Origin of the sequence: Streptomyces griseocarneus, from assembly GCF_014655595.1 — a bacterium.
GTDB classification, from domain to species: Bacteria; Actinomycetota; Actinomycetes; order Streptomycetales; family Streptomycetaceae; genus Streptomyces; species Streptomyces griseocarneus.
Genome location: NZ_BNBL01000012.1, coordinates 72833 through 95924, shown reverse-complemented (window position 1 = coordinate 95924; position 23092 = coordinate 72833). Strand labels below are relative to the sequence as shown.

Genomic DNA, 23092 nt, shown 5'->3' with positions numbered 1-23092 from the left:
TCACGGTCAGGCTCCGGTGGCTACGAGTACGGCGGCGACGGCCAGGACGACGGAGCCGGCGAGCAGGGCGCTGAGGTAGGTCTGCACGTTGCCGGTCTGGGCGCGGCGGACGGCCGCGCCGAGCAGGCGGGGGGCGCCGCCCGCGCCGCGCACGTACGCCTCGACGACCTCGCGGTCGAGGAAGCGGGCGAGGCGGGCGGCGGCGCGCGTGGGCCGCACGAAGAGCGCGGCGTAGACGGCGTCCAGGTGGAAGCCGCCGACCGCGTGGCGGTGCAGGGAGCCGAGGAGGAGCCTGCCCGGGTCGGCCGGGTCGGGGGCGCCCGCGATGCCTCCGTAGGCGGCCTCGTGGGTGGCGATGGTCTCCTCTTCGGAGATGTACGGGGCGGCCTCGGGGTCCGCGGCCACGGCGCCCAGGGGGCTGCGGGCGGCGTACGCGGCGGTCCTGCGCCAGGCCGCGTACGTGACGATCACGCCGGCGAGGGCGAGGCCGGTGGAGAGGACGGAGGTGGTGAGCGTCGGGGTCAGCGCGACGCCGTCGAACCAGTCGGGCAGCTTCCAGGCGGCCAGGCCGAGCGCGGCGGTGGGCAGGAAGAGGACCCACAGGACGGCGTTCATGGCGAGCGGTTCGCGGCCGTGCCCGGCAGCCTCGGCGCCCTTGCCGCGGAACGCCAGCAGCCACAGGCGGGTGGCGTAGCCGGCGGTCAGCAGGGCGGTGAGCAGGCCCGCGACGAGCACGGTCCAGCCTGCGGCGGCCGGGATGCCGGGGGCGTCGCCGGTGGTCGCGTGCTCGGCCGCGCCGAGGACCGCTTCCTTGGAGAAGAAGCCGCTGAAGGGCGGGATCGCGGCGAGGGCGAGGAGGCCGGCGGTCATCGTCCAGTAGGCGTCGGGGACACGCTTGGCGAGGCCGGTCATGCGTGACATCGCGGCCAGCGAGTTCGTGCCCGCCGCGTGGATGATCACGCCCGCGCCGAGGAAGAGGAGGGCCTTGAACGCGCCGTGCGAGATGAGGTGGAAGACGGCCGCGCTGCGGTTGCCGACGGCGAGGGCGCCGGTCATGTAGCCGAGCTGGCCGACGGTCGAGTAGGCCAGGACGCGCTTGATGTCGTCCTGGGCGAGGGCGGCGACGGCCGAGCCGGCCATCGTGATCGCGGCCATCACGGCCATCACGACCAGGGCCGCCGCGGAGGCGGCGAAGACGGGGAGGAGCCGGGCGATGAGGTAGACGCCGGCCGCGACCATCGTCGCGGCGTGGATCAGCGCGGACACCGGGGTGGGGCCGGCCATCGCGTCGGGCAGCCAGGTGTGCAGGGGGAACTGCGCCGACTTGCCCGCGACGCCGGCCAGCAGCAGCAGCGCCACGAGGGTGGGGTGCTCGATGCCGCCCGAGACGGCGGTGGTGAGGATGCCGTTGATCCGGAAGGTTCCGGCGTCGGCGGCCAGCGCGAAGACGCCGATCAGGAAGGGGACGTCGCCCAGCTTGGTGACCAGGAAGGCCTTGAGGGAGGCGGACCGGGCGGCCCGGGTCTCCCAGTAGTGGCCGACGAGGAAGTACGAGCAGATGCCCATGACCTCCCAGCCGACCAGCAGCACCATCAGGTCGCCGGAGTAGACGACGAGCAGCATCGCGGAGGTGAAGAGGGAGACGAGGGCCGCGTAGGAGGGGTAGCGGGGGTCGTCGCGCAGGTAGGCGGTCGAGTAGAGCTGGACGCAGGTCGCCACGATCCCGACGAGCACGGCGACCAGCACGGCGAAGCCGTCCAGGTGCAGGGCGAGGTCGATGGGCACGGACCCGGTGGGGGTGAGCCGGGTGGCGGCGTCCAGGGTCTTGCCGCCGCCCTGCTGCCAGGCGACGACGACCGCGAGCACGGCGGCGGCCAGCGTCGGCAGCACGGCCAGGGGCCGTACGGCTCCGGGCACGCGGCGGCCGAGCAGCAGGCCGGCGGCGGCGCCGAGGAAGGGCAGCAGGGGGACGAGGACGGCGGTGGTCGTGGTGCTCACGCGGCGGCCTCGGCCTTCTCCTCGCGGTCTGCGCGTTCGGGGTCGGGTCGGTGGGCGTCCTCGTCGAGGTCGCGGAGCCGGTCGACGTCGGCGGTGCCGCGGTTGCGGTACACCTGCAGGACGATCGCCAGGCCGATGCCGATCTCGGCGGCGGCGATGGCGATGGTGAAGAGGGTGAGCGCCTGGCCGGCGTGGAGCGTGTCGCGCAGCCACACGTCGAAGGCGACGAGGTTGAGGTTGACGGCGTTGAGCATCAGCTCGACGGACATCAGGACGAGGATCGCGTTGCGCCGGGCGAGCACGCCGTACAGGCCCACGCAGAACAGGAGGGCGGCGAGGACGGCGGGGTAGACGAGATGCATCAGCGCTCCTCCTTCTTCCGGCGGGAGAGGACGATCGCGCCGACGAGCGCGGCGAGCAGCAGCACGGACAGCGCCTCGAACGGCAGCACCCAGTGCCGGAAGAGGATCTCTCCGGAGACCTTGGTGGAGCCCTGCGGTGCGCCGCGCAGGTCGATCCAGGTCGTGCGGAAGGCGTCCACGACCACCCAGACGAGCGCGGCGGCGGCCGCGACGGCCACGCCGATGGCGGGCCACCGGTTGGCCGAGTCGGCGTCCGGGGAGCGGCCGATGGGGGCCTTGGTGAGCATGAGCCCGAAGAGGAGGAGGACCACGACGGAGCCGACGTAGATCAGCACCTGCACCCAGGCGATGAACTCCGCCGTCAGCAGCAGGTACTCCACGGCGAGCCCGCCGAGCGCCAGCACCAGCCAGAGCGCGGCGTGCACCAGCTGCTTGGTGGTGACGGTGACGACGGCCGCTCCGAGGGTGGCGATGCCGACCAGGAGGAAGGCGATCTCGACACCGGACGGGGAGAGGAAGCCGTTCGCCTGGGCGGCGAGCATGGCGGAGCCGGTCACGCCTCTCCCTCCTGTTGCTGCTGTGCTGCCAGTTTCTCGGCCGCCTTGCGGGCCGCGGCGATCTCCTTGGGCTCCTCGGCCGCCGGGTCGAGCGCGGGCGGCTCGGGCACGGTCCACATCCACTCGCGGAGCTTGTCCCGCTCGTGGGTCAGCTCGTGGATGTCGGTCTCGGCGTACTCGAACTCCGGCGACCAGAACAGCGCGTCGAAGGGGCACACCTCGATGCAGATGCCGCAGTACATGCACAGGGCGAAGTCGATCGCGAAGCGGTCGAGGACGTTGCGGCTGCGCTCGCGGCCGCCGGGGGTGGCGGCCGGCACCGTCTCCTTGTGGGAGTCGATGTAGATGCACCAGTCCGGGCACTCGCGCGCGCACAGCATGCACACCGTGCAGTTCTCCTCGAACAGCCCGATGACGCCGCGCGTGCGGGGCGGCAGCTCGGGCTGGACGTCGGGGTACTGCGCGGTGACCGAGCGGCGGGTCATCGTGCGGAGGGTGACGGCCAGGCCCTTGGCCAGGCCGGAGCCGGGGATGGCCATGATTACTGGGTCACCACCTTGACGACGCCGGTCAGCGCGATCTGCGCGAGGGCGAGGGGGATGAGGACGGTCCAGGCCAGCTTCTGCAGCTGGTCCTCGCGCAGCCGCGGATAGGTCACGCGCAGCCAGATCACGACGAAGGCCAGCACCGCCGTCTTGAGCAGCGTCCACAGCCAGCCGAGGCCGTCGGCCCCGAAGGGGCCGTGCCAGCCGCCGAGGAAGAGCACGGTCGTCAGACCGCACAGCACGACGATGCCCGCGTACTCGGAGAGCAGGAACATCGCGAAGCGCAGGCCCGTGTACTCGGTGTACGCGCCGAAGATGATCTCGGAGTCGGCGACCGGCATGTCGAACGGCGGCCGCTGCAGCTCGGCCAGGCCGGCCGTGAAGAAGACGAGCGCGCCGACGATCTGCCACGGCACCCACCACCAGTGGAAGGCGTCGACGATGCCGGGCAGCGAGACCGTGCCGGCCGCCATCGCGACCGAGGCGGCCGCGAGCAGCATCGGCAGCTCGTACGCCATCAGCTGGGCGGCGGTCCGCAGGCCGCCGAGCAGGGAGAACTTGTTCGCCGACGCCCAGCCGGCCATCAGCGAGCCGAGCACTCCGACGCCCATGACCGCGAGGACGAAGAAGATGCCCGCGTCGATGAACTGACCGACGGCGTTGCCGGGCCCTATCGGGATGGCCACGAGCACCAGCAGGTACGGCAGCAGCGCCACGGCCGGCGCCAGCTGGAAGATCCTGCGGTCCGCGCCCGCGGGCACGACGTCTTCCTTCTGCGCGAACTTCACGCCGTCCGCGACGAGCTGGGCCCAGCCGTGGAAACCGCCTGCGTACATCGGGCCGAGGCGGCCCTGCATGTGGGCCATCACCTTGTGCTCGGTCTGCCCGATGGCGAGCGGCAGCACGAGGAAGACGGCGAAGACGGCGGCGAGGCGCAGGACGACGTCCAGAATGTCGCTCATGCGGGGTCGCCTCCGGCGGGGTTCGTGTCGTTCTCGGGCTCGCCGTTTCCGGCTGCGCCGTTTCCGGTTTCGCCGGGTTTGCGGGGTTCGGCTGCGCCGGGTGCCGGCTCGGCTGCGGCGGGTGCCGGCTCGGCTGCGGGTTCGGCTGCGCCGGAGGCCTCGGGGGCCGGGGCCGGCTGCGGTTCCGGGCGGCTCGGCGCCGCCGGGCCGGAGCGTGTGGGCTCGTCGCCGTCGCGGCGGGAGGGAGCCGGCTCGGACTCGGCCTCGGGTGAGGCGGGGGTCTCGGGGGCCGGTTTCGCCTGGGGTTCCTCGAAGGCCGGGCGGGCGTGGTGCCAGGGGGCGTCGGACGAGCGGGGTGCCGGGCGCGGGCGCGTGGCCTGCGGCTCTGCGGCGCCCTCGGCCTGGCCGGCCGAGCCGTCGGCCGCGCTGCGCGTACGACGCGGCGTCGGCGCGGCATCCTCGGCCTGACCCTGACTGGCCGAACCGTCCGCCGCACTGCGCGTACGACGGGGCGCGGCCTCGCCGGCCTGGCTCGCCGAGCCGTCCGCCGCGCTACGGGTGCGGCGGGGTGCCGGCTCGGCAGCGCCTTCCGCCTGACTGGCCGAGCCCTCCGTCGCACTGCGCGTACGACGCGGCACCGGCGCGGCGCCCTCCGCCTGGCTCGCCGAACCCTCGGCCACACTCCGGGCGCGGCGCACCGGGCGCTCGGCACCCGCACCAGCGCCCGCGCCCGCGCCCGCGGCCGCGCGGGGGGTGCGGGTGGGGCGGGCGGGGGCTGGGGGGAGCTGGCCCTTGAGGGGGCCCCATTCGTTGGGGTCGGGGACGCCTGGCGGGAGCATCTGGCGGCGCTTGGGGCCGCCTTCCGCCGACTCGCCCGGTTCCTTGGCGCCCGGCCAGGCCTTGACCACGCGGGCGGCGAGGACGAAGTCCTTGCGGAGGGGGTGGCCCTCGAAGTTCTCCGGCAGGAGCAGCGGCACCAGGTGGGGGTGGCCGGTGAAGCCGACGCCGAACATCTCGTGCGTCTCCCGCTCGTGCCAGGCCGCGCCGGCGTAGACGCCGACGGCGGTCGGCAGCGCGGGGGCGTCGTGCGGCACGGTCGTGCGCAGGAGCAGCCGGCGGGTGCCGCGCGGGCCCTCGCCCGCGCCCGGCAGCGCGGCCACGTGCGCGCACACGCGGAAGCCCGTGCCGGGCTCGTCGACGGCGCTGAGCCAGTCGAAGAAGGTGCAGCCGAGCCGGTCCCGGGCGGTCTCGAGCGCGGTGATCCAGGCGTCGGCGGGGACGTCGACGGTGAGCAGGCCGTACGCCTCCTCGGCGCTCGCGCCCTCGCCGAACAGCTCCGTGGCGCCGCCCGGCAGCCATCCGACGGCCGGTTCGGGGGCGGTCGGCTCCTCGTCCGCGGCGGGGGGCAGCGTCGGCTCGGTCATCGGTCCGTCTCCTCGGAGTCGGCGGCCGCGCCCGGCGCCGGAGGCGGGGTGACCAGGCCGCTGCGGAGCTGACCCGCCGTGGCCGCACCGCCCGCGGCGGAACCGGCGGCGGCGTACCGCTCGCCCAGCGACTCCTGGGCGATCTTCTCCTGCAGCTTGATGATCCCCTGCAGCAGCGCCTCGGGGCGCGGCGGGCAGCCGGGGACGTAGACGTCCACGGGGATGATCTGGTCGACGCCCTTGGTGACGGAGTACGAGTCCCAGTAGGGGCCGCCGCAGTTCGAGCAGGCGCCGAAGGAGATGACGTACTTCGGCTCGGGCATCTGCTCGTAGAGCCGCTTGACGGCCGGGGCCATCTTGTCGGTCACCGTGCCGGAGACGATCATGAGGTCGGCCTGGCGCGGGCCCGGCGCGAAGGGGATGACGCCGAGGCGGATGAAGTCGTGCCGGGCCATGGAGGCCGCGATGAACTCGATCGCGCAGCAGGCCAGCCCGAAGTTGAAGACCCACAGGCTGTAGCGCCGGCCCCAGTTCAGGACGACCTTCATGGGCTCGGGCGCGAGGCGGGCCAGCGGCCCGAGGCGGCGCGGCTCCGGGAGGTCCACGGGCGGAGTCACTGGCGGTGTCACGTCCATTCGAGGACGCCCTTCTTCCATGCGTACAACAGGCCCACGGCGAGGAAGCCGAGGAAGATGAACATCTCCACCAGCGTCGCTCCGCCGAAGCCCGGCGCGGCGAACACCGTCGCCCAGGGGAACAGGAAGATCGAGTCCACCGCGAAGATCACGTACAGGAAGGCGTAGACGTAGTAGCGCACCTGGGTGTGCGCCCAGCCCTCGCCGACGGGGTCCACCCCGCACTCGTACGTGAGCAGTTTCTCCGGCGTCGGCGCCACCGGCCGCAGGAGCCGTCCGGCCCCGAAGGCCACGGCGACGAAGAGCACTCCGATCACCGCGAGGAGACCGACCACGGAATAGGCGTGGAAGTACTCCGACGCGAGCTGGACATCGGCGCTACTGGTGCGCACGGTTGCCTCCGGCACGTCCGCCCCTCGTTCCCTGTCCTGTTTGTTCGACGATCTGTACGCACGCGAGTCTAGGCCCTGCCAGGGCCGGGGTGAGCCGCGCTGTCCGGCCAGGGGTGGGGTTATCCCCACCCGTCCCCACCCATGGCCCCCATGGCGACGGCCCGTACGGGCCGGGCAGGCTTGCCGTATGAACGCCAGCAGCGCCGGAAGCGAAACCGCTGATTCCGATTCCGTCGAGGACCACCTGCCACCCGCCCGCTTCGCCTTCGGGGCGCAGACCTGGAAGGAGGTGGCACACCTCCTCCTCAACCTGCCCGAGGGCATCCTCGGCTTCCTCTACGTCTCCCTCTGGCTCTACGCGGGCGTGGCGCTGTCCGTCACCGTCGTGGGCCTGCCGCTGCTGGCGCTGGGCCTGATGGGATCCCGGGTGCTGGGGCGGGTGGAGCGGGGGCGGGCCCGCCGCCTGCTGGGCGTGCGGATCGACGAGCCCAGCCCGCTGGCGCGCGGCCGGAAGGACCGGGGGTTCTTCGGCTGGCTGTGGGCGACGCTGAAGGACCCGGTGGGCTGGCGCAGCACGCTGTACGCGTTCATGCGATTGCCATGGGGCGTTCTCACGTTCACCGTCACCCTGGTCGCCCTGTTCGTCGCCTGGCCGGTGCTGGGGCACCTGGCGCGCGCCATGACGCTCGCGGACCGGGCGATGGTGCGCGGGCTGCTGTGCCCCTCCAGCGAGCTGGAGCGGCGGGTGGCCGAGCTGGAGGAGGACCGGGGCGTGGTGGTGGACACCGCCGCCGCCGACCTGCGCCGCATCGAGCGCGACCTGCACGACGGCGCCCAGGCCCGCCTCGTCGCCCTCGCCATGGGCCTCGGTCTGGCGAAGGAGAAGCTGCTGGAGGACCCGGAGGCGGCGGCGCGGATGGTCGACGAGGCCCACGGCGAGGTCAAGCTCGCCCTGCAGGAACTGCGCGACCTCGCCCGCGGCATCCACCCCGCCATCCTCACCGACCGCGGCCTCGGCCCGGCGCTGTCGTCGGTGGCGACGCGCTGCACGGTCCCGGTGCAGGTGGCGGTGGACCTGCCGGCCCGTCCGGCGCCCGCGATCGAGGGCATCGCCTACTTCACCGTCTCCGAGCTCCTGCAGAACATCAGCAAGCACAGCCGGGCGGCCACGGCGGGCGTCGAGGTGTGGCGGAAGCGGGACCGGCTGCTGATCCAGGTGCGCGATGACGGGCGCGGCGGCGCCTCGACGTCGGGCGGCAGCGGACTGGCCGGGCTCGCCGAGCGGCTGGGCTCGGTCGACGGGCGCTTCGTGGTGGACTCCCCCGCCGGCGGCCCCACGGTGGTCACGGCCGAGCTGCCATGGCGGGACCGCACCGGCGGCTGACGCCCGCCCCGGGGTGGGGACAGCCCCACCCCCAGGACACCGACCCGCCGCATGGCCGCGCGCCCCCCTCGGGCGGGAGCCTTGGGGAAGGCCGGGAGCCCCGCGAAGGGCGGGGACCGGCACCGCGGACGACGAGGGCGAGGACGGCGAGGATGGCCATCGACTACGGATCCGACCGGCGGCGGGCGGCGGCAGGCTCACCCCGCGTGCCCGCCGTGCTGCGCGCGCCGCTGGAGGGCCGCACCTGGCGGGAGTTCCTCTACTTCCTGACCGGGCTGCCGGTCGCGGTCGTCCTGTTCTCGTACGCCGTCACGATGACCGCGCTGGGCATCGGCCTGCTGGTCACCTTCCTGGGGGTGCCGGTGCTGGCGGCCACGCTCGCGGGGGCGCGCGGGCTGGGCGCGCTGGAGCGGATGCGGGCGCGGGGGCTGCTGCGGCTGGACGTCGCCGAGCCCGAGCCCGTACGGCCCCGGCGCGTGAACGCCAAGGGCAGGCCGCGGGGCGGCCTGATGGCGTGGGTGGGGGCGCTGCTCAAGAGCGGGACGTCCTGGCGGCACCTGCTGTACATGGTGCTGCACTTCCCGTGGGCGATCTTCACGTTCGTGACGTCGCTGGTGCTGATGACGGTCGCCTGGGGCCTCTTCCTGTACCCGGTGTGGCAGTGGACGCAGCCCACCTACCTCGGCCAGCCGGGCATGCAGCTCTACGGCGACTCCGACGGCTACGCCTTCTACCTCGACAGCCCCTTCGAGGTCGGTGCGACCTGCGGCATCGGCCTGGTGCTGGTCCTGGGCACGCCCTGGGTCATCCGGGGTCTGGCGCAGGTGGACCGGCTGATGGTGTCGGGGCTGCTGGGGCCGTCGCGGCTGGCGGAGCGGGTGTGGGAGCTGGAGGAGGACCGGGGCGTGGTGGTCGACACCGCCGCCGCCGACCTGCGCCGCATCGAGCGCGACCTGCACGACGGCGCCCAGGCCCGCCTCGTCGCCCTCGCCATGGATCTGGGCCTGGCGAAGGAGAAGCTGGAGGAGGACCCGGAGGCGGCCGCACGGATGGTCGACGAGGCCCACGGCGAGGTCAAGCTCGCCCTGCAGGAACTGCGCGACCTCGCCCGCGGCATCCACCCCGCCATCCTCACCGACCGCGGCCTCGGCCCGGCCCTCTCCGCGCTGGCCGCGCGCTGCACGGTGCCCGTGACGGCCGAGGTGGACCTGGCCGCGCGCCCGGCGCCGGCCATCGAGGGCATCGCCTACTTCACCGTCTCCGAGCTCCTGCAGAACATCAGCAAGCACAGCCGGGCGGCCACGGCCCGGGTGGACGTGTGGCGCTCGGCGGACCGGCTGATGCTGCAGGTCTGGGACGACGGGCGGGGCGGCGCCTCGACGTCGGGCGGCAGCGGACTGGCCGGGCTCGCCGAGCGGCTGGAGTCGGTGGACGGGCTGCTGCTGGTGGACTCCCCGGCGGGCGGCCCGACGACCGTGACGGCGGAGCTGCCCTGGCGCGCCTGACCTCCCCGCGGGCGGGCGTCCGCCCCGCCGACCGGCCCCGGAGCCGCCCGCTCCGGGGCCGGATGCTGCGATGCTGGGGACATTCGTTCAAGCGTCGCTGCCTGGGGGCCGGAAGATCGTGATCGTTGAGGACAGGGTGCGGGTGGTCATCGCCGAGGACTCGGTGCTGCTGCGGGAGGGCCTGACCCGGCTGCTGACCGACCTGGGCCACGACGTCGTGGCGGGGGTGGGCGACGGAGATGCGCTGATCAAGACCATCACGGACCTCGCGGCCGACGGCACCCTGCCGGACGTGGTGGTCGCGGACGTGCGGATGCCCCCGACCCACACCGACGAGGGCGTGCGGGCGGCCGTGCGGCTGCGCCGGGACCACCCCGAGCTGGGGGTGCTGGTGCTGTCGCAGTACGTGGAGGAGCAGTACGCCACGGAGCTGCTGGCCGGCAGCAGCCGGGGCGTGGGGTATCTGCTGAAGGACCGCGTCGCCGAGGTGCGCGAGTTCGTGGACGCGGTGGTCCGGGTCGCCCGGGGCGGCACGGCGCTGGACCCGGAGGTCGTGGCGCAGCTGCTGGGCCGCAGCCGCAAGCAGGACGTGCTGGCCGGGCTCACCCCGCGCGAGCGGGAGGTCCTCGGCCTGATGGCCGAGGGGCGCACGAACTCCGCCATCGCCCGGCAGCTGGTGGTCAGCGACGGGGCGGTGGAGAAGCACGTCAGCAACATCTTCCTGAAGCTGGGCCTGTCGCCGAGTGACGGGGATCACCGGCGGGTGCTCGCCGTTCTCACCTACCTCCGGTCGTGAGCATTTACCGTCGGCGGTGAGGGCTCCGCGCGGTCGCGCGGAGCCGTCAGTGCGGCATCAGAGGGCCGGGGCAAACTTCATATCCGTACATGATCGTCCGAACATACGATGACCGTGGAACGCCGTTGGGCGCCACCGAAGGCGCGGCGCCGCCACGAGGGAGGTCCGAAGCAGTGACCAGCCAGGTCAGCAGCGCGGCCGAGGATGCCGCACCCGCCGATCCGCCCGCCAAGGAGGTGCGCCGGCTGGACCGGGTGATCATCCGCTTCGCGGGTGACTCCGGTGACGGCATGCAGCTCACGGGAGACCGGTTTACCTCCGAGACGGCGTCGTTCGGCAACGACCTCTCCACCCTGCCGAACTTCCCGGCCGAGATCCGCGCCCCCGCCGGCACGCTCCCGGGAGTGTCGTCCTTCCAGCTGCACTTCGCCGACCACGACATCCTCACCCCCGGCGACGCGCCGAACGTGCTGGTCGCGATGAACCCCGCCGCGCTCAAGGCCAACCTGGCCGACGTGCCGCACGGCGCGGAGATCATCGTCAACACCGACGAGTTCACCAAGCGCCCGATGGCGAAGGTCGGCTACGACGCCAACCCGCTGGAGGACGGCTCGCTGGACGCCTACAACGTCCACCCGGTGCCGCTGACGACGCTGACGATCGAGGCGCTCAAGGACTTCGGCCTCTCCCGCAAGGAGGCCGAGCGCAGCAAGAACATGTTCGCGCTGGGCCTGCTGTCGTGGATGTACCACCGGCCGACCGAGAGCACCGAGGCGTTCCTGCGGAAGAAGTTCGCGAAGAAGCCGCAGATCGCGGAGGCCAACGTCGCCGCGTTCCGGGCCGGCTGGAACTTCGGCGAGACCACGGAGGACTTCGCGGTCTCCTACGAGGTCGCCCCGGCCACCTCCGCCTTCCCGCCCGGCACCTACCGCAACATCTCCGGCAACCTCGCGCTCTCCTACGGCCTGATCGCCGCCGCCCGCCAGGCGGACCTGCCGCTCTACCTCGGCTCGTACCCGATCACCCCGGCCTCGGACATCCTCCACGAGCTGTCGAAGCACAAGAACTTCGGCGTGCGCACCTTCCAGGCCGAGGACGAGATCGCCGGCATCGGCGCGGCGCTGGGCGCGGCCTTCGGCGGCGCGCTCGCCGTGACGACCACCTCGGGCCCGGGCGTCGCCCTGAAGTCGGAGACCATCGGCCTGGCCGTCTCCCTCGAACTGCCGCTGCTGATCGTCGACATCCAGCGCGGCGGCCCCTCCACCGGCCTGCCCACCAAGACCGAGCAGGCCGACCTGCTGCAGGCGATGTACGGGCGCAACGGCGAGGCCCCCGTGCCGATCGTCGCCCCCCGCACCCCGGCCGACTGCTTCGACGCGGCGCTGGACGCGGCCCGCATCGCGCTCACCTACCGGACCCCGGTCTTCCTGCTGAGCGACGGCTACCTCGCCAACGGCTCCGAGCCCTGGCGGGTGCCGGACACCGACGAGCTGCCCGACCTGCGCGTCCAGTTCGCCTCCGGCCCCAACCACGAGCTCGCCGACGGCACCGAGGTGTTCTGGCCGTACAAGCGCGACCCGCACACCCTGGCCCGCCCCTGGGCCGTGCCCGGCACCCCCGGCCTCGAGCACCGCATCGGCGGCATCGAGAAGCAGGACGGCACGGGCAACATCTCCTACGACCCGGCCAACCACGACTTCATGGTCCGCACCCGGCAGGCCAAGGTCGACGGCATCGCCGTGCCCCGCCTCGAGGTCGACGACCCCTCGGGCGAGGCCCGCACGCTCGTGCTCGGCTGGGGCTCGACCTACGGCCCCATCACGGCCGCCGTGCGCCGCGTGCGCGCCGAGGGCGACAGCGTCGCGCAGGCCCACCTGCGCCACCTCAACCCCTTCCCCGGGAATCTCGGGGAGGTGCTGGCGCGTTACGACAAGGTGGTCGTACCGGAGATGAACCTCGGTCAGCTCGCCACCCTGCTGCGAGCGAAATATCTGACCGACATCCGCTCCCACACCCAGGTGAGCGGAATGCCGTTCAAGGCCGAGCAGCTCGCCACCGTGCTGAAGGAGGCCATCAACCATGGCTGAGACGACAGGGTCGACGATCGAGGCGCTCTCGCTGGTGCCCAAGGCCGAGGCCGCGCAGTCCATGAAGGACTTCAAGTCCGACCAGGAAGTGCGCTGGTGCCCGGGCTGCGGCGACTACGCGATCCTCGCCGCCGTGCAGGGCTTCATGCCCGAGCTGGGCCTGGCGAAGGAGAACATCGTCTTCGTCTCCGGCATCGGCTGCTCCTCCCGCTTCCCGTACTACATGAACACCTACGGGATGCACTCCATCCACGGCCGCGCCCCCGCCATCGCCACCGGCCTCGCCTCCTCGCGCCGCGACCTGTCGGTGTGGGTCGTCACCGGCGACGGCGACGCGCTGTCCATCGGCGGCAACCACCTCATCCACGCGCTGCGCCGCAACGTCAACCTGAAGATCCTGCTGTTCAACAACCGGATCTACGGCCTGACCAAGGGCCAGTACTCGCCCACCTCCGAGGTCGGCAAGATCACCAAGTCGACGCCGATGGGCTCGCTGGACGCGCCCTTCAACCCCGTCTCCCTGGCGATCGGCGCGGAGGCCTCCTTCGTGGCCCGCACGGTCGACTCCGACCGCAAGCACCTGACCGAGGTGCTGCGCCAGGCCGCCGCCCACCCCGGCACCGCGCTGGTGGAGATCTACCAGAACTGCAACATCTTCAACGACGGCGCCTTCGACGCCCTCAAGGACAAGCAGCGGGCCCAGGAGGCGGTCATCCGCCTCGAGCACGGCCTGCCGATCCGCTTCGGCGCGGAGAACGAGAAGGGCGTCGTCCGGGACCGGGCCACCGGCGACCTGAAGGTCGTCACGGTCACCCCGGAGAACGAGTCCGACGTGCTGGTGCACGACGCGCACGCCGCCTCCCCCACCACCGCCTTCGCCCTCTCGCGCCTGGCCGACCCCGACACGCTGCACCACACGCCCATCGGCGTCCTGCGCAGCGTAGACCGCCCGGTCTACGACACCCTGATGTCCGACCAGCTCGAGGCCGCCATCGAGGAGAAGGGCAAGGGCGACCTGGCCGCGCTCCTGGCCGGCAATGACACCTGGACGGTCGTCGGCTAGCCCGTACGCCCACCCGTCCCCGGCCGGGCACCCGAAACGGGTGCCCGGCCGGGGCGTCTGACGGGCCTTCTCCGGGGAAGGCGCTCTCATATGGGTATGGCCGATCCCGATGCCGCCGATCCGCGTGCCGCCACGACGCCCCCGGCGCCGGTGGTGCGCGACCGGCTCGCATACCGCGTCAAGCGCCTGGTCCTCGGGCCGCCGCTGGTCACCGAGCAGCTGGCGGCCGAGAAGCTCTCCAACCCGATGGCGCTCGGCGTCCTCGCCTCCGACTGCATCTCCTCCACCGCCTACGGCACCGAGGAGATGCTGCGCATCCTGGTCCCCGTCGCCGGGGCGGCCGCCTTCACCCTGCTGATGCCGGTGACCGGCGCGATCCTGTTCGTCCTGCTGCTGCTGACCCTCTCCTACCGCGACGTCGTCTCCGTCTACACCCGGGCCGGCGGCTCCTACGTCGTCGCCCGCGAGAACTTCGGACCGCGCGTGGCGCAGATCGCCGCCGTCGCCCTGCTCGTCGACTACATCGTCACCGTCGCCGTGCAGACCGCCGCCGGCACCGACGCCCTCATCTCCCTCGCCCACCTCACCGGCAAGGGCTACACCGGCATCGACCACCTCAAGCTCCCCATCACGGCGGGAGTGGTGGTGATCCTGATGTACGGGAATCTGCGCGGGATCCGGGAGGCGGGACGGGCCTTCGCGACGCCCGCGTACCTCTTCATGCTCGCGGTGGCGCTGATGCTCGTCGTGGGGCTGGTCCGGGCCCTGGACGGCGGCCTGCCGCACGCGGACGTCCACGCGGCGGGAGCCGTTCCGCTGGGTGAAGCCGGGCACGGCTGGCTGTACGGGGCCTCGGTGTTCATGGTGCTGCGCGCCTTCGCCAACGGCGGCTCGTCGCTGACCGGCCTCGAGGCGATCTCCAACGGCGTCTCCGCCTTCCGCCGCCCCCAGGGCGTCAACGCCCGGCGCACCCTGACCGTCATGAGCTGCGTCCTGGGCGTGATGGTGCTGGGCGTCTCCACCCTCGCCCACTTCACCCACGCCATCCCCTACCAGGACGGCAACCCCACCGTCCTCGCCCAGGAGGCCCACCTCGTCTTCGGTGACGGCTGGGCGGGCACGGCGGGGCTGGTCTACGTCCAGCTCGCCACGGCCCTCATCCTCTACACGGGCGCCAACACGCCCTTCACCGGCTTCCCCTTCCTCGCCAGCTTCGTCGCCGAGGACCGCTTCCTGCCCCGCCAGCTGACGCGGCGCGGGCACCGGCTGGCCTTCTCCAACGGCATCATCTGCCTGACGGTGATCTCGCTGGCGCTGCTGCTGGTGACCGGCGCCAACGTCGACAAGCTCGTCGCGCTGTACGCCATCGGCGTCTTCACCGGCTTCACCATGGCCGCCGCCGGGATGACGGCCCACTACTGGCGGCGCCGGGAGAGCCACTGGAAGATCGCGGTCAACGTGGCCGCCGCGGTGGTCTCCGCACTGGTCGTCGTGATCTTCGCCGTCACGAAGTTCACCGAGGGCGCGTGGCTGGTCGTGGTGGTCTTCCCCGTGGGGGTGTGGGCGCTGATCCGCATCAACCGGCAGTACCGCCAGGAGGCCGCCGCCCTGGAGACCGTGCCCTCCTTCACCACCGACCGCCCCCACTGGCGGCGGCACGTGGTCCACGTCCTCGTCGACACCCTCGACCTGGCCGCGATCAAGGCCCTGCGCTACGCCCACGAACTGCGGCCGGACGAGGTGCGGGCCCTGCACTTCGTCATCGACGAGCCCCGGGCCCGGCACCTGGCCGAGCGCTGGGACCGCTCCTCCGGCACCACCGTGCCGCTGGAGCTCGTCGACTGCCCCGACCGCCGCCTGCGCCACGCCGTGGCCGCGCACGCCGCCCGCACCACGGCGGACGGTACGACGGCCCTGACCCTGCTGATCCCGCGCCGCACGTACTCCACGTCCTGGGGGCGGCTGCTGCACCGCGGCACGGCGGAGGAGATGGCCAGGGTGCTGGAGCAGCTGCCGAACGTGGCCGTGACGATCCTGCCGTTCGACGTCACCCGGGCGATCGAGCGGCAGCGCGCCCGCTCCGGCGAGGGCACGCCACGACCGTAATGCGATACGGGCATGACAGCCCGCGGCACCGGGGTCTACCGTCGCAAGGTCGCCGCCGACGAGCCCCGGGAGGGAAAACCGATGCCGCCCACACCACCGTCACCCAGTTCATCCAGTTCGCCCAGCGAAAGCCGTGCAGGCCTGCTGTACGGCGTCGCCGCCTACGGCATCTGGGGTCTCTTCCCCCTCTACTGGCCGCTGCTGGAGCCGGCCGGCTCGATCGAGATCCTCGCCCACCGCATGGTGTGGTCACTCGTCACGGTCGCCGCCGCCCTGGTCGTCACCCGGCGCTGGCAGTGGATACGCCCGCTGCTGCGGCAGCCCAAGCGACTCGGCATGGCCGCGATCGGCGCGGTCGTCATCTCGGCGAACTGGTGGGTGTACATCTGGGCCGTCAATTCCGGGCACGTCGTGGAGACGTCCCTGGGCTACTTCATCAACCCCCTCGCCACCATCGCCCTCGGCGTCCTCGTCATGCGCGAGCGACTGCGGGCGGCGCAGTGGGCGGCGGTGGGCGTCGGCCTGGCCGCCGTCGTGGTGCTGGCCGCCGGCTACGGCAAGCCGCCGTGGATCGCACTCGCGATCGCGGCCACCTTCAGCACGTACAGCCTGGTGAAGAAGAAGGTCGGCCTCGGCGGGCTGGAGTCGATGGCCGTCGAGACGGCCGTGCAATTCTTCCCGGCGCTCGCCGTCCTGATCTTCCTGGGCGCGCGCGGGCACTCCACCTTCGCCTCCGAGGGCAGCGGCCACGCCCTGCTCCTGCTGGGCACCGGCGTGATCACCGCGGTGCCGCTGATCTCCTTCGGCGCGGCCGCCGTGCGGCTTCCGCTGTCGGTGCTGGGGATGCTGCAGTACCTCGCGCCCGTCTTCCAGTTCGCCCTCGGACTGCTGGTCTTCAACGAGGAGATGCCGGCCGAGCGCTGGGCGGGCTTCGCACTCGTGTGGCTGGCGCTGGCGATGCTCACCTGGGACGCGCTGCGCACGGCCCGTCACGCTCGGGTGGAGCTGGAGGCCGCCCGGCGGCTCGCAGCAACTGGTAACACAGAAAACACAATTGCCCCCCAGGCCACAGAAACCACAGTTCAGGGCGGGTGAACGCCTGCCCGATATCCGGAAACCGGTGATCGGTGTCCGGAAACCGCCCTTGACGGAGCGTCAGGGGGCCCTCAACATCATGGCCACGTCAAATGGAGTTGGGAGCCCCCCATGCTTGAACTCAACGGACCCACCCTGCCCCGAAGATCACGACGCGCCACGGCCCTCCTCGCCACCGGCGCCGCCGTGACCGCCGCCCTGCTCGGCGTCTCCTCGGTCCAGGCCAACGCGGTTCCCACCACCGCCGCCGCCACGACCGCGACCGCCGGGAAGACCGCCGCCGCCGCGCCCGACATCTCCGTGGCCAACGTCAAGGCCCACCTGAACCAGCTGCAGTCCATAGCCACCGCCAACGGCGGCAACCGCGCCCACGGCCGCAGCGGCTACAAGGCGTCCGTGGACTACGTGAAGGGCAAGCTGGACGCCGCCGGATTCACCACCACCGTCCAGCAGTTCACCTCGAACGGCTCGACCGGCTACAACCTCATCGCCGACTGGCCCGGCGGCGACGCCGACCACGTCATCTTCGCCGGGGCGCACCTGGGCTCCGTCTCGCGCGGCGCCGGGATCAACGACAACGGCTCCGGCTCGGCGGGCATCCTCGAGGTCGCCCTGACCGTGGCCAAGGAGGGCTACAAGCCCGGCAAGCACCTGCGGTTCGCCTGGTGGGGAGCCGAGGAGCTGGGCCTGGTCGGCTCGCAGAACTACGTCCGGCAGCTGCCCGCCGCCGAGCGGTCGAAGATCGACGCCTATCTGAACTTCGACATGATCGGCTCGCCCAACCCCGGCTACTTCGTCTACGACGACGACCCGCAGCTCGAGGGCGTCTTCAAGGACTACTTCGCCACCAAGAACATCTCCACCGAGATCGAGACCGAGGGCGACGGCCGGTCCGACCACGCGCCGTTCAAGAACGCGGGCGTCCGCGTCGGCGGCCTCTTCAGCGGCGCCGACTACACCAAGACCTCCGCCCAGGCGGCGAAGTGGGGCGGCACCGCGGGCCAGCCCTTCGACCGCTGCTACCACTCCTCCTGCGACACCACGGCGAACATCAACGACACGGCGCTGGACAACAACAGCGACGCCATCGCCCACGCCGTGTGGACCCTGAGCGGCGGCTCCACCACCCCGCCCACCGGCAAGGTCTTCGAGAGCAAGTCCCAGGTCACCATCCCCGACGCGGGCGCGGCCGTGGAGTCCTCGATCACCGTCGCCGGCGTGCAGGGCAACGCCCCCACCGGCCTCAAGGCCACCGTCGACATCCGGCACAGCTACCGCGGCGACCTGGTCATCGACCTGGTCGGCCCGAGCGGCAAGGCGTACCGGCTGAAGAACTCCAGCACCAACGACTCGGCCGCGAACGTCACCGAGACCTACACCGTCAACGCCTCGGCCGAGACGGCGAACGGCACCTGGAAGCTCCGCGTCCAGGACGTGGCCGCGCAGGACTCCGGTCACATCAGCAGCTGGAAGCTCACGTTCTGACCCCCCTCACGTTCCAACCCCCCATGGAGCGGGTGCCGGGCCGACCCCACCACGGCCCGGCACCCGCTCACCCCTTGTCCGGCCTCGTGTCCGGCCCCTTGTCCGGCCTCAGACGGTGATGTCCTTCGTCGTGAAGCGCGCCCACGCCGCCGAGCCGAACACAGCCGCGTACAGCGCCTGCAGGCCGAGATTCCGCAGCACCTGGTCCCAGTAGACCGGGTCGCGCAGCAGGTCCGCGAAGCTCAGCCAGTAGTGCGGGAAGAGATACGGCTGGATCGCGCTGAGCTGCGGGAACTGGTCGAGGATCTGGACCGTGATCAGCAGCCCCACGGTGGTGGCCATCGCCGCCACGCCGCTGGTGGTGAGCGTCGAGACGAACAGGCCCAGCGCGGCCACGCCGACCAGGGACAGCGCCACCACCGCCGCGATGGCCAGCGCGCGCAGCAGCCCCTCGCCGAACCCGATGGTCGTACCGCTGATCAGCGTGACCTCGCCGAGCGGGAAGAGCAGCGCCCCGACCGCCAGCGCCGAGACGGCCACGACCAGGGTCGCGGCGAAGCAGAAGGCCATCGTCGTCGCGTACTTGGCGAGCAGCAGCCTGGTCCGCCCGGCGGGGGCCACCAGCAGATAGCGCAGCGTGCCCGAGCCCGCCTCGCCGGCGACGGAGTCGCCCGCGATCACCCCGATCGCCATCGGCAGGAAGAACGGCAGGGTCGCGGCGAGCGAGGTGAAGACCAGGAAGAGACCGTTGTTGGTGACCTGGCTGATGAAGGCCGGGCCCCCGCCCCCGTGGCCGCCGTCGCCGCCGTCGCCGCCGGTCTCGATCTTCACGGCGATGCCGATCAGGATGGGGACGGCCGCGAGGACCCCCAGCAGCGCGAGCGTGCGCCACCGCCGGAAGGTCGTGGTCACCTCGCTGAGCAGCAGCGAGAGCCCCCACCGCCGGGCCGCGGCCGGGGCGGGAGCCGGTGCCGGGGCCGCCGTCGCGCCCGCGTCGGCCGCCTCAGCCCGCGACATCGAAGCCCTCCCCGGTCAGGGCGACGAACGCGTCCTCCAGCGAGGCGCGTTCGGTGCCGAAGGCCCGTACGCGCACGTCCGCCCGGACGAGCGCGGCGTTGAGGTCCGCGAGCTCGGTGGCCGGGCCGGCCGGCAGCTCGCCGGTGACCCGGTCGTCCAGGACCGCGAGGTCGTTCACTCCGTGCTCCTTGAGGACCCGCACGGCCTCGGCCGTGTCGGGGGTGGTGACGGCCAGCCTGCCGCGGGTGGAGGAGGCCAGCTCGCCGACCGTCCCCTGGGTCAGGAGCCGGCCCCGGGCCATGACGGCGACGTGCGTGCAGACCTGCTCGATCTCGTCGAGCAGGTGGGAGGAGAGGAAGACGGTGGTGCCCTCCGAGGCCAGCGAGCGCACCAGCGTGCGGATCTCGCGCATGCCCTGCGGGTCGAGGCCGTTGGTGGGCTCGTCCAGCACCAGCAGCTCGCGCGGCTGGAGCAGGGCGGCGGCCAGGCCGAGGCGCTGCTTCATGCCGAGGGAGTACGCGCGGGCCTTCTTGCCGGCCGCGCTCGTGAGCCCCACCCGGTCCAGGGCGTGGCCGACGCGGGCCCGGCGGGTGCGGGCGTCGGCCGTGGGGTCGGCGGCGTCGAAGCGCATGAGGTTGTCGCGGCCGGACAGGAAGCCGTAGAGGGCGGGGCCCTCGATCAGGGCCCCCACCCTGGGCAGCACGCGCCGCGTGCCGCGGGGCATCTCCTCGCCCAGCACCCGGGCGGTGCCGGAGGTCGGCTCGATGAGCCCCATGAGCATGCGGATGGTGGTGGTCTTGCCGGACCCGTTGGGCCCGAGGAAGCCGAAGACGCTGCCGCGCGGCACGACCAGGTCGAGGCCGTCGACGGCGAGCTGGGCGCCGAACCGCTTGGTCAGCCCTCGCGTCTCGACCACGGGAGCCCCCTCGGCGGCTCCGGGCCACGGCTTCGGCCCGGTCCGGCCCTCCTCCACGCTGTCTCCTTTCGGGTGCGGCCCGCCGGCCGCGTGGGGGCCCGGGCGCCGCGGCGGTCGCCGGCGCCCGGGCCACACGGGGACGGCCGCCCGCTACTTCGCGGCGTTCGCGGCCTTGACCAGCGCGTCCTTGGAGACCGCGCCGACGAAGACCTTGCCGTCGTCCGTCACCAGGGCGTTGACGATCTTCGTGCTGAAGACCCGGCCGGAGCCGAAGCCGCCCGAGACCTTGCCGCCGAGGCTGTCCAGCAGCGCCCCGGCGTCGGCGGCGTTCTTCTCGCCGCCCTTGGCACCGCTCTTGCCCTTGCCCGCGACGGCCGCCCCGGCGTCCTTGCCCGCCGAGAACTGGGCGATGGAGGCCCAGCCCTCGCCGGTCACCTTGGCACCGGAGGCGTCGCCGCCGACGCCGGGCAGGCCCAGCGCCTCGGGGAGGGCGTTCTTGTGGTCGCGGCCGGCTCCGGCGCCCTTCCCGGCGTCCTTCCCGTCGGCCTCCGTCACCTTGGCGCCCTTGGGCGGGGTGAAGGCGAAGGTGTCGGCGGCCGGCTTGCCGAAGTCGACCTTGGTGAAGCCGGCGTCGACGACCGCCTTGCCGCCGCTCTTGGCGGCGAGCGTGAACTTCAGCGGCACGCCGCTCTTGGCGTCGACCGCGATGCGCACCGAGCCGACCGTCGACTCGCCCTGCTTGGGCTTGATCACGAGCTGGTAGGCGTCCCGGCCGGCGACCTTGGCGGTGCCGCCGACGGTGATGGACGTCGACTCGTCGGACGCGGCGAGGACCTTCTTCGCCAGCTCCTGCGGCGAGGCGGCCTCGAGGCCCTTGGGCGCGTCCTGCCCGCCCTTGCCGCCCTTGTCCTTGCCCTTGCCCTTGCCCTCGGCGGGGGCCTGGGGGGCCTTGGAGTGGTGGACGGTGTTGCTCGCGCTGTCGTACGCCCAGAGCTGGTCGCCGTTGCGGATGACGCTGTACTCGGCGGCGCGCTCGACGAGCGACAGGCGCTGCTTGTCGGGGCCGTCGGCGGCGACGCGCAGCGTGTGGGTGCCGGAGAGGAGCTCGGTGAGCTTGGACTCCGGGGAGGGGGCCGCGCCGCCCTTCCCGCCGCCCTTGCCACCCTGGCCGTCCGCCCCGAAGGAGGCGCCGGAGGGCAGCGAGGGCAGGCCCAGGTCGGTGCTGATCTTGACCGTGCCCGATATCCGCTGGGTGTCGGACTGGGCCATCTTGGCTATGAGGTCCTGCGCGCTGATCTTCGGCAGATCGGGGTCGCCCGTGCCGGCGAAGGCCGACGTGATGCCGATCGTCGCGGCCGCGACGCCCGCCACCGCGACCGGGACCGCGTAGCGGACGGCCTTACGGCGGCGGCCCGTTCCCCCACCGTCCCCGTCGGGCCCGGCGGCGCCGTCGGTGTCCGGTGTCGGTTGGATCCGTGCCATGTGCTCTACCTCCGTCGTCGGCGGCGGTCTCTCGCGTCGTGCACTCGCCCACACCTAGGCTCATTGTGGCCCGACCGCACGGTGGAGGCGCTGGAGTCCGGGGTTTCCCCCGGAGGAAGACGCTTTCGATTCCACCAAATCGGCCACCGGAAGTCGTCAGCCGACGGGATCAAGTCACCGTACGCCTCCGGTATGACGCCCCCTAGGGGCCGCCCCGCCGCAAGGCGGAGCGCCGGGCCGTGGGCCGGTGCCGGGCCGGCTCAGCCGGCGCGGTGCACCACGAGGTCGCAGAGCTCCTCGAGCGCCGCCTTGGCGGAGCACTCGGGCAGCGGGGCCAGCGTCGCCCGCGCCTCCTGGGCGTAGCGGACGGTGTCGCGCCGGGCCTGCTCGAGCGCGGGGTGGACGCGCAGCCGGCGCAGCACCTCGGCGTGCCGGGCGTCGTCCGTGAGGTCGCCGTCGAGCAGCTCGCACAGCTCGAGGTCGGCCGGGTCTCCGGAGGCCGCGGCGCGGGCCCGCAGGTGCAGCACGGGCAGGGTGGGGATGCCCTCGCGCAGGTCGGTGCCGGGGGTCTTGCCGGACTCGTGGGAGTCGCTGGCGATGTCGAGGACGTCGTCGGCGAGCTGGAAGGCGACGCCGAGCCGCTCTCCGTAGTGGGTGAGGATCTCCACGATCCGCTCGTCGGCGCCGGACATCATCGCGCCGAAGCGCCCCGCGACGGCGATCAGCGAGCCGGTCTTGCCGCCGATGACGTCCAGGTAGTGCTCGATGGGGTCGCGGCCGTCGCGCGGGCCGGCGGTCTCCAGGATCTGGCCGGTTACCAACCGTTCGAACGCCTCGGCCTGGATGCGCACGGCCTCCGGGCCGAGGTCGGCCAGTATGTGCGAGGCGCGGGCGAAGAGGAAGTCACCCGTCAGGACGGCCAGGGAGTTGCCCCAGCGGGCGTTGGCGCTGGGCACCCCGCGGCGCACCTCGGCCTCGTCCATGACGTCGTCGTGGTAGAGCGTGGCCAGGTGGGTGAGCTCGACCACCACGGCCGAGGGCACCACGCCCGGGGCGTAGGGGTCGCCGAACTGCGCGGCGAGCGCGACCAGCAGCGGGCGGAACCTCTTGCCTCCGGCCTGGACCAGGTGCTGGGCGGCCTCGGTGATGAAGGGCACGCCGCTCTTGGTGGCCTCGAGGAGACCCTCCTCGACGGCGGCCAACCCGGCCTGGACATCGGCTTCAAGAGCCTGGTCCCGCACGCTCAGCCCGAAAGGCCCGACGACGGTCACGAGGGGTACT

20 protein-coding genes are annotated in these 23092 nt (G+C 72.8%); 8 read left to right on the top strand and 12 right to left on the bottom strand.

Annotated elements, in window-relative coordinates:
- Positions 1 to 6: 6 nt before the first annotated feature.
- The 8 genes from IE295_RS26670 to IE295_RS26635 are packed head-to-tail and all read right to left on the bottom strand — an operon-like array spanning position 7 to position 6890.
- Entirely contained in the window at positions 7 to 1998 is a 1992-nt protein-coding gene (locus IE295_RS26670; protein ID WP_190066335.1) for an NADH-quinone oxidoreductase subunit 5 family protein, read from the bottom strand.
- Positions 1995 to 2360, bottom strand: a complete 366-nt coding sequence (gene nuoK, locus IE295_RS26665; protein WP_190066334.1) for an NADH-quinone oxidoreductase subunit NuoK — start codon at positions 2358 to 2360, stop codon at positions 1995 to 1997. The genes IE295_RS26670 and nuoK overlap by 4 nt, the downstream gene beginning before the upstream one ends.
- Positions 2360 to 2902 (bottom strand): NADH-quinone oxidoreductase subunit J family protein, encoded by a 543-nt coding sequence (locus IE295_RS26660; protein WP_190066422.1) that lies wholly within the window; start codon positions 2900 to 2902, stop codon positions 2360 to 2362. The genes nuoK and IE295_RS26660 overlap by 1 nt, the downstream gene beginning before the upstream one ends.
- Before the next feature lie 11 nt (positions 2903 to 2913).
- Positions 2914 to 3459: a NuoI/complex I 23 kDa subunit family protein gene (locus IE295_RS26655; RefSeq protein ID WP_190066421.1), complete on the bottom strand. Its 546-nt coding sequence runs from the start codon at positions 3457 to 3459 to the stop codon at positions 2914 to 2916.
- Positions 3459 to 4424 carry a complex I subunit 1/NuoH family protein gene (locus IE295_RS26650; protein WP_190066333.1) on the bottom strand — a complete coding sequence of 322 codons (966 nt, stop codon included), beginning with the start codon at positions 4422 to 4424 and terminating at the stop codon, positions 3459 to 3461. The genes IE295_RS26655 and IE295_RS26650 overlap by 1 nt, the downstream gene beginning before the upstream one ends.
- Positions 4421 to 5848: an NADH-quinone oxidoreductase subunit C gene (locus IE295_RS26645; RefSeq protein WP_190066332.1), complete on the bottom strand. Its 1428-nt coding sequence runs from the start codon at positions 5846 to 5848 to the stop codon at positions 4421 to 4423. Before IE295_RS26645 ends, IE295_RS26650 begins: the two co-directional genes overlap by 4 nt.
- Positions 5845 to 6483: an NADH-quinone oxidoreductase subunit B gene (locus IE295_RS26640; protein ID WP_190066331.1), complete on the bottom strand. Its 639-nt coding sequence runs from the start codon at positions 6481 to 6483 to the stop codon at positions 5845 to 5847. Before IE295_RS26640 ends, IE295_RS26645 begins: the two co-directional genes overlap by 4 nt.
- Complete coding sequence (locus IE295_RS26635; protein WP_190066330.1) at positions 6474 to 6890, bottom strand: NADH-quinone oxidoreductase subunit A; 417 nt, start codon at positions 6888 to 6890, stop codon at positions 6474 to 6476. The genes IE295_RS26640 and IE295_RS26635 overlap by 10 nt, the downstream gene beginning before the upstream one ends.
- Positions 6891 to 7062: 172 nt before the next feature.
- On the opposite strand from IE295_RS26635, the gene IE295_RS26630 reads away from it, so the two are divergent.
- The 8 genes from IE295_RS26630 to IE295_RS26595 all read left to right on the top strand — a co-directional run bounded on the left by IE295_RS26630 (position 7063) and on the right by IE295_RS26595 (position 18396).
- On the top strand, positions 7063 to 8259 hold the full coding sequence (locus tag IE295_RS26630) for a sensor histidine kinase (protein WP_190066329.1): 1197 nt from the start codon (positions 7063 to 7065) through the stop codon (positions 8257 to 8259).
- A 152-nt stretch (positions 8260 to 8411) separates the two neighbouring features.
- The gene (locus IE295_RS26625) at positions 8412 to 9764 is read left to right on the top strand and encodes a sensor histidine kinase (protein ID WP_190066328.1); all 1353 of its coding nucleotides are present in this window, start codon (positions 8412 to 8414) and stop codon (positions 9762 to 9764) included.
- A 136-nt stretch (positions 9765 to 9900) separates the two neighbouring features.
- Positions 9901 to 10560: a response regulator transcription factor gene (locus tag IE295_RS26620; RefSeq protein ID WP_308013184.1), complete on the top strand. Its 660-nt coding sequence runs from the start codon at positions 9901 to 9903 to the stop codon at positions 10558 to 10560.
- A 173-nt stretch (positions 10561 to 10733) separates the two neighbouring features.
- Positions 10734 to 12647, top strand: coding sequence for a 2-oxoacid:acceptor oxidoreductase subunit alpha (locus tag IE295_RS26615; protein ID WP_190066326.1), 1914 nt, complete (start codon positions 10734 to 10736; stop codon positions 12645 to 12647).
- The gene (locus IE295_RS26610) at positions 12640 to 13710 is read left to right on the top strand and encodes a 2-oxoacid:ferredoxin oxidoreductase subunit beta (RefSeq protein WP_190066325.1); all 1071 of its coding nucleotides are present in this window, start codon (positions 12640 to 12642) and stop codon (positions 13708 to 13710) included. The genes IE295_RS26615 and IE295_RS26610 overlap by 8 nt, the downstream gene beginning before the upstream one ends.
- A gap of 96 nt (positions 13711 to 13806) precedes the next feature.
- Positions 13807 to 15816: an APC family permease gene (locus tag IE295_RS26605; RefSeq protein WP_190066324.1), complete on the top strand. Its 2010-nt coding sequence runs from the start codon at positions 13807 to 13809 to the stop codon at positions 15814 to 15816.
- An 81-nt stretch (positions 15817 to 15897) separates the two neighbouring features.
- A complete protein-coding gene (gene rarD, locus IE295_RS26600) occupies positions 15898 to 16911 on the top strand; it encodes an EamA family transporter RarD (RefSeq protein WP_190066420.1) in 1014 nt (337 codons plus the stop codon).
- A 111-nt stretch (positions 16912 to 17022) separates the two neighbouring features.
- A complete protein-coding gene (locus tag IE295_RS26595) occupies positions 17023 to 18396 on the top strand; it encodes a M28 family metallopeptidase (protein ID WP_190066323.1) in 1374 nt (457 codons plus the stop codon).
- Between the two features lie 108 nt (positions 18397 to 18504).
- On the opposite strand, the gene IE295_RS26590 is transcribed toward IE295_RS26595, so the two are convergent.
- From IE295_RS26590 to IE295_RS26575, 4 genes are all read right to left on the bottom strand, one after another.
- Positions 18505 to 19413: an ABC transporter permease gene (locus IE295_RS26590; protein ID WP_190066322.1), complete on the bottom strand. Its 909-nt coding sequence runs from the start codon at positions 19411 to 19413 to the stop codon at positions 18505 to 18507.
- Positions 19400 to 20386 carry an ABC transporter ATP-binding protein gene (locus IE295_RS26585; protein WP_190066321.1) on the bottom strand — a complete coding sequence of 329 codons (987 nt, stop codon included), beginning with the start codon at positions 20384 to 20386 and terminating at the stop codon, positions 19400 to 19402. The genes IE295_RS26590 and IE295_RS26585 overlap by 14 nt, the downstream gene beginning before the upstream one ends.
- Positions 20387 to 20479: 93 nt before the next feature.
- A complete protein-coding gene (locus IE295_RS26580) occupies positions 20480 to 21811 on the bottom strand; it encodes a LolA family protein (RefSeq protein ID WP_190066320.1) in 1332 nt (443 codons plus the stop codon).
- A 260-nt stretch (positions 21812 to 22071) separates the two neighbouring features.
- A complete protein-coding gene (locus IE295_RS26575; protein ID WP_190066319.1) occupies positions 22072 to 23082 on the bottom strand; it encodes a polyprenyl synthetase family protein in 1011 nt (336 codons plus the stop codon).
- Between the last annotated feature and the right edge of the window lie 10 nt (positions 23083 to 23092).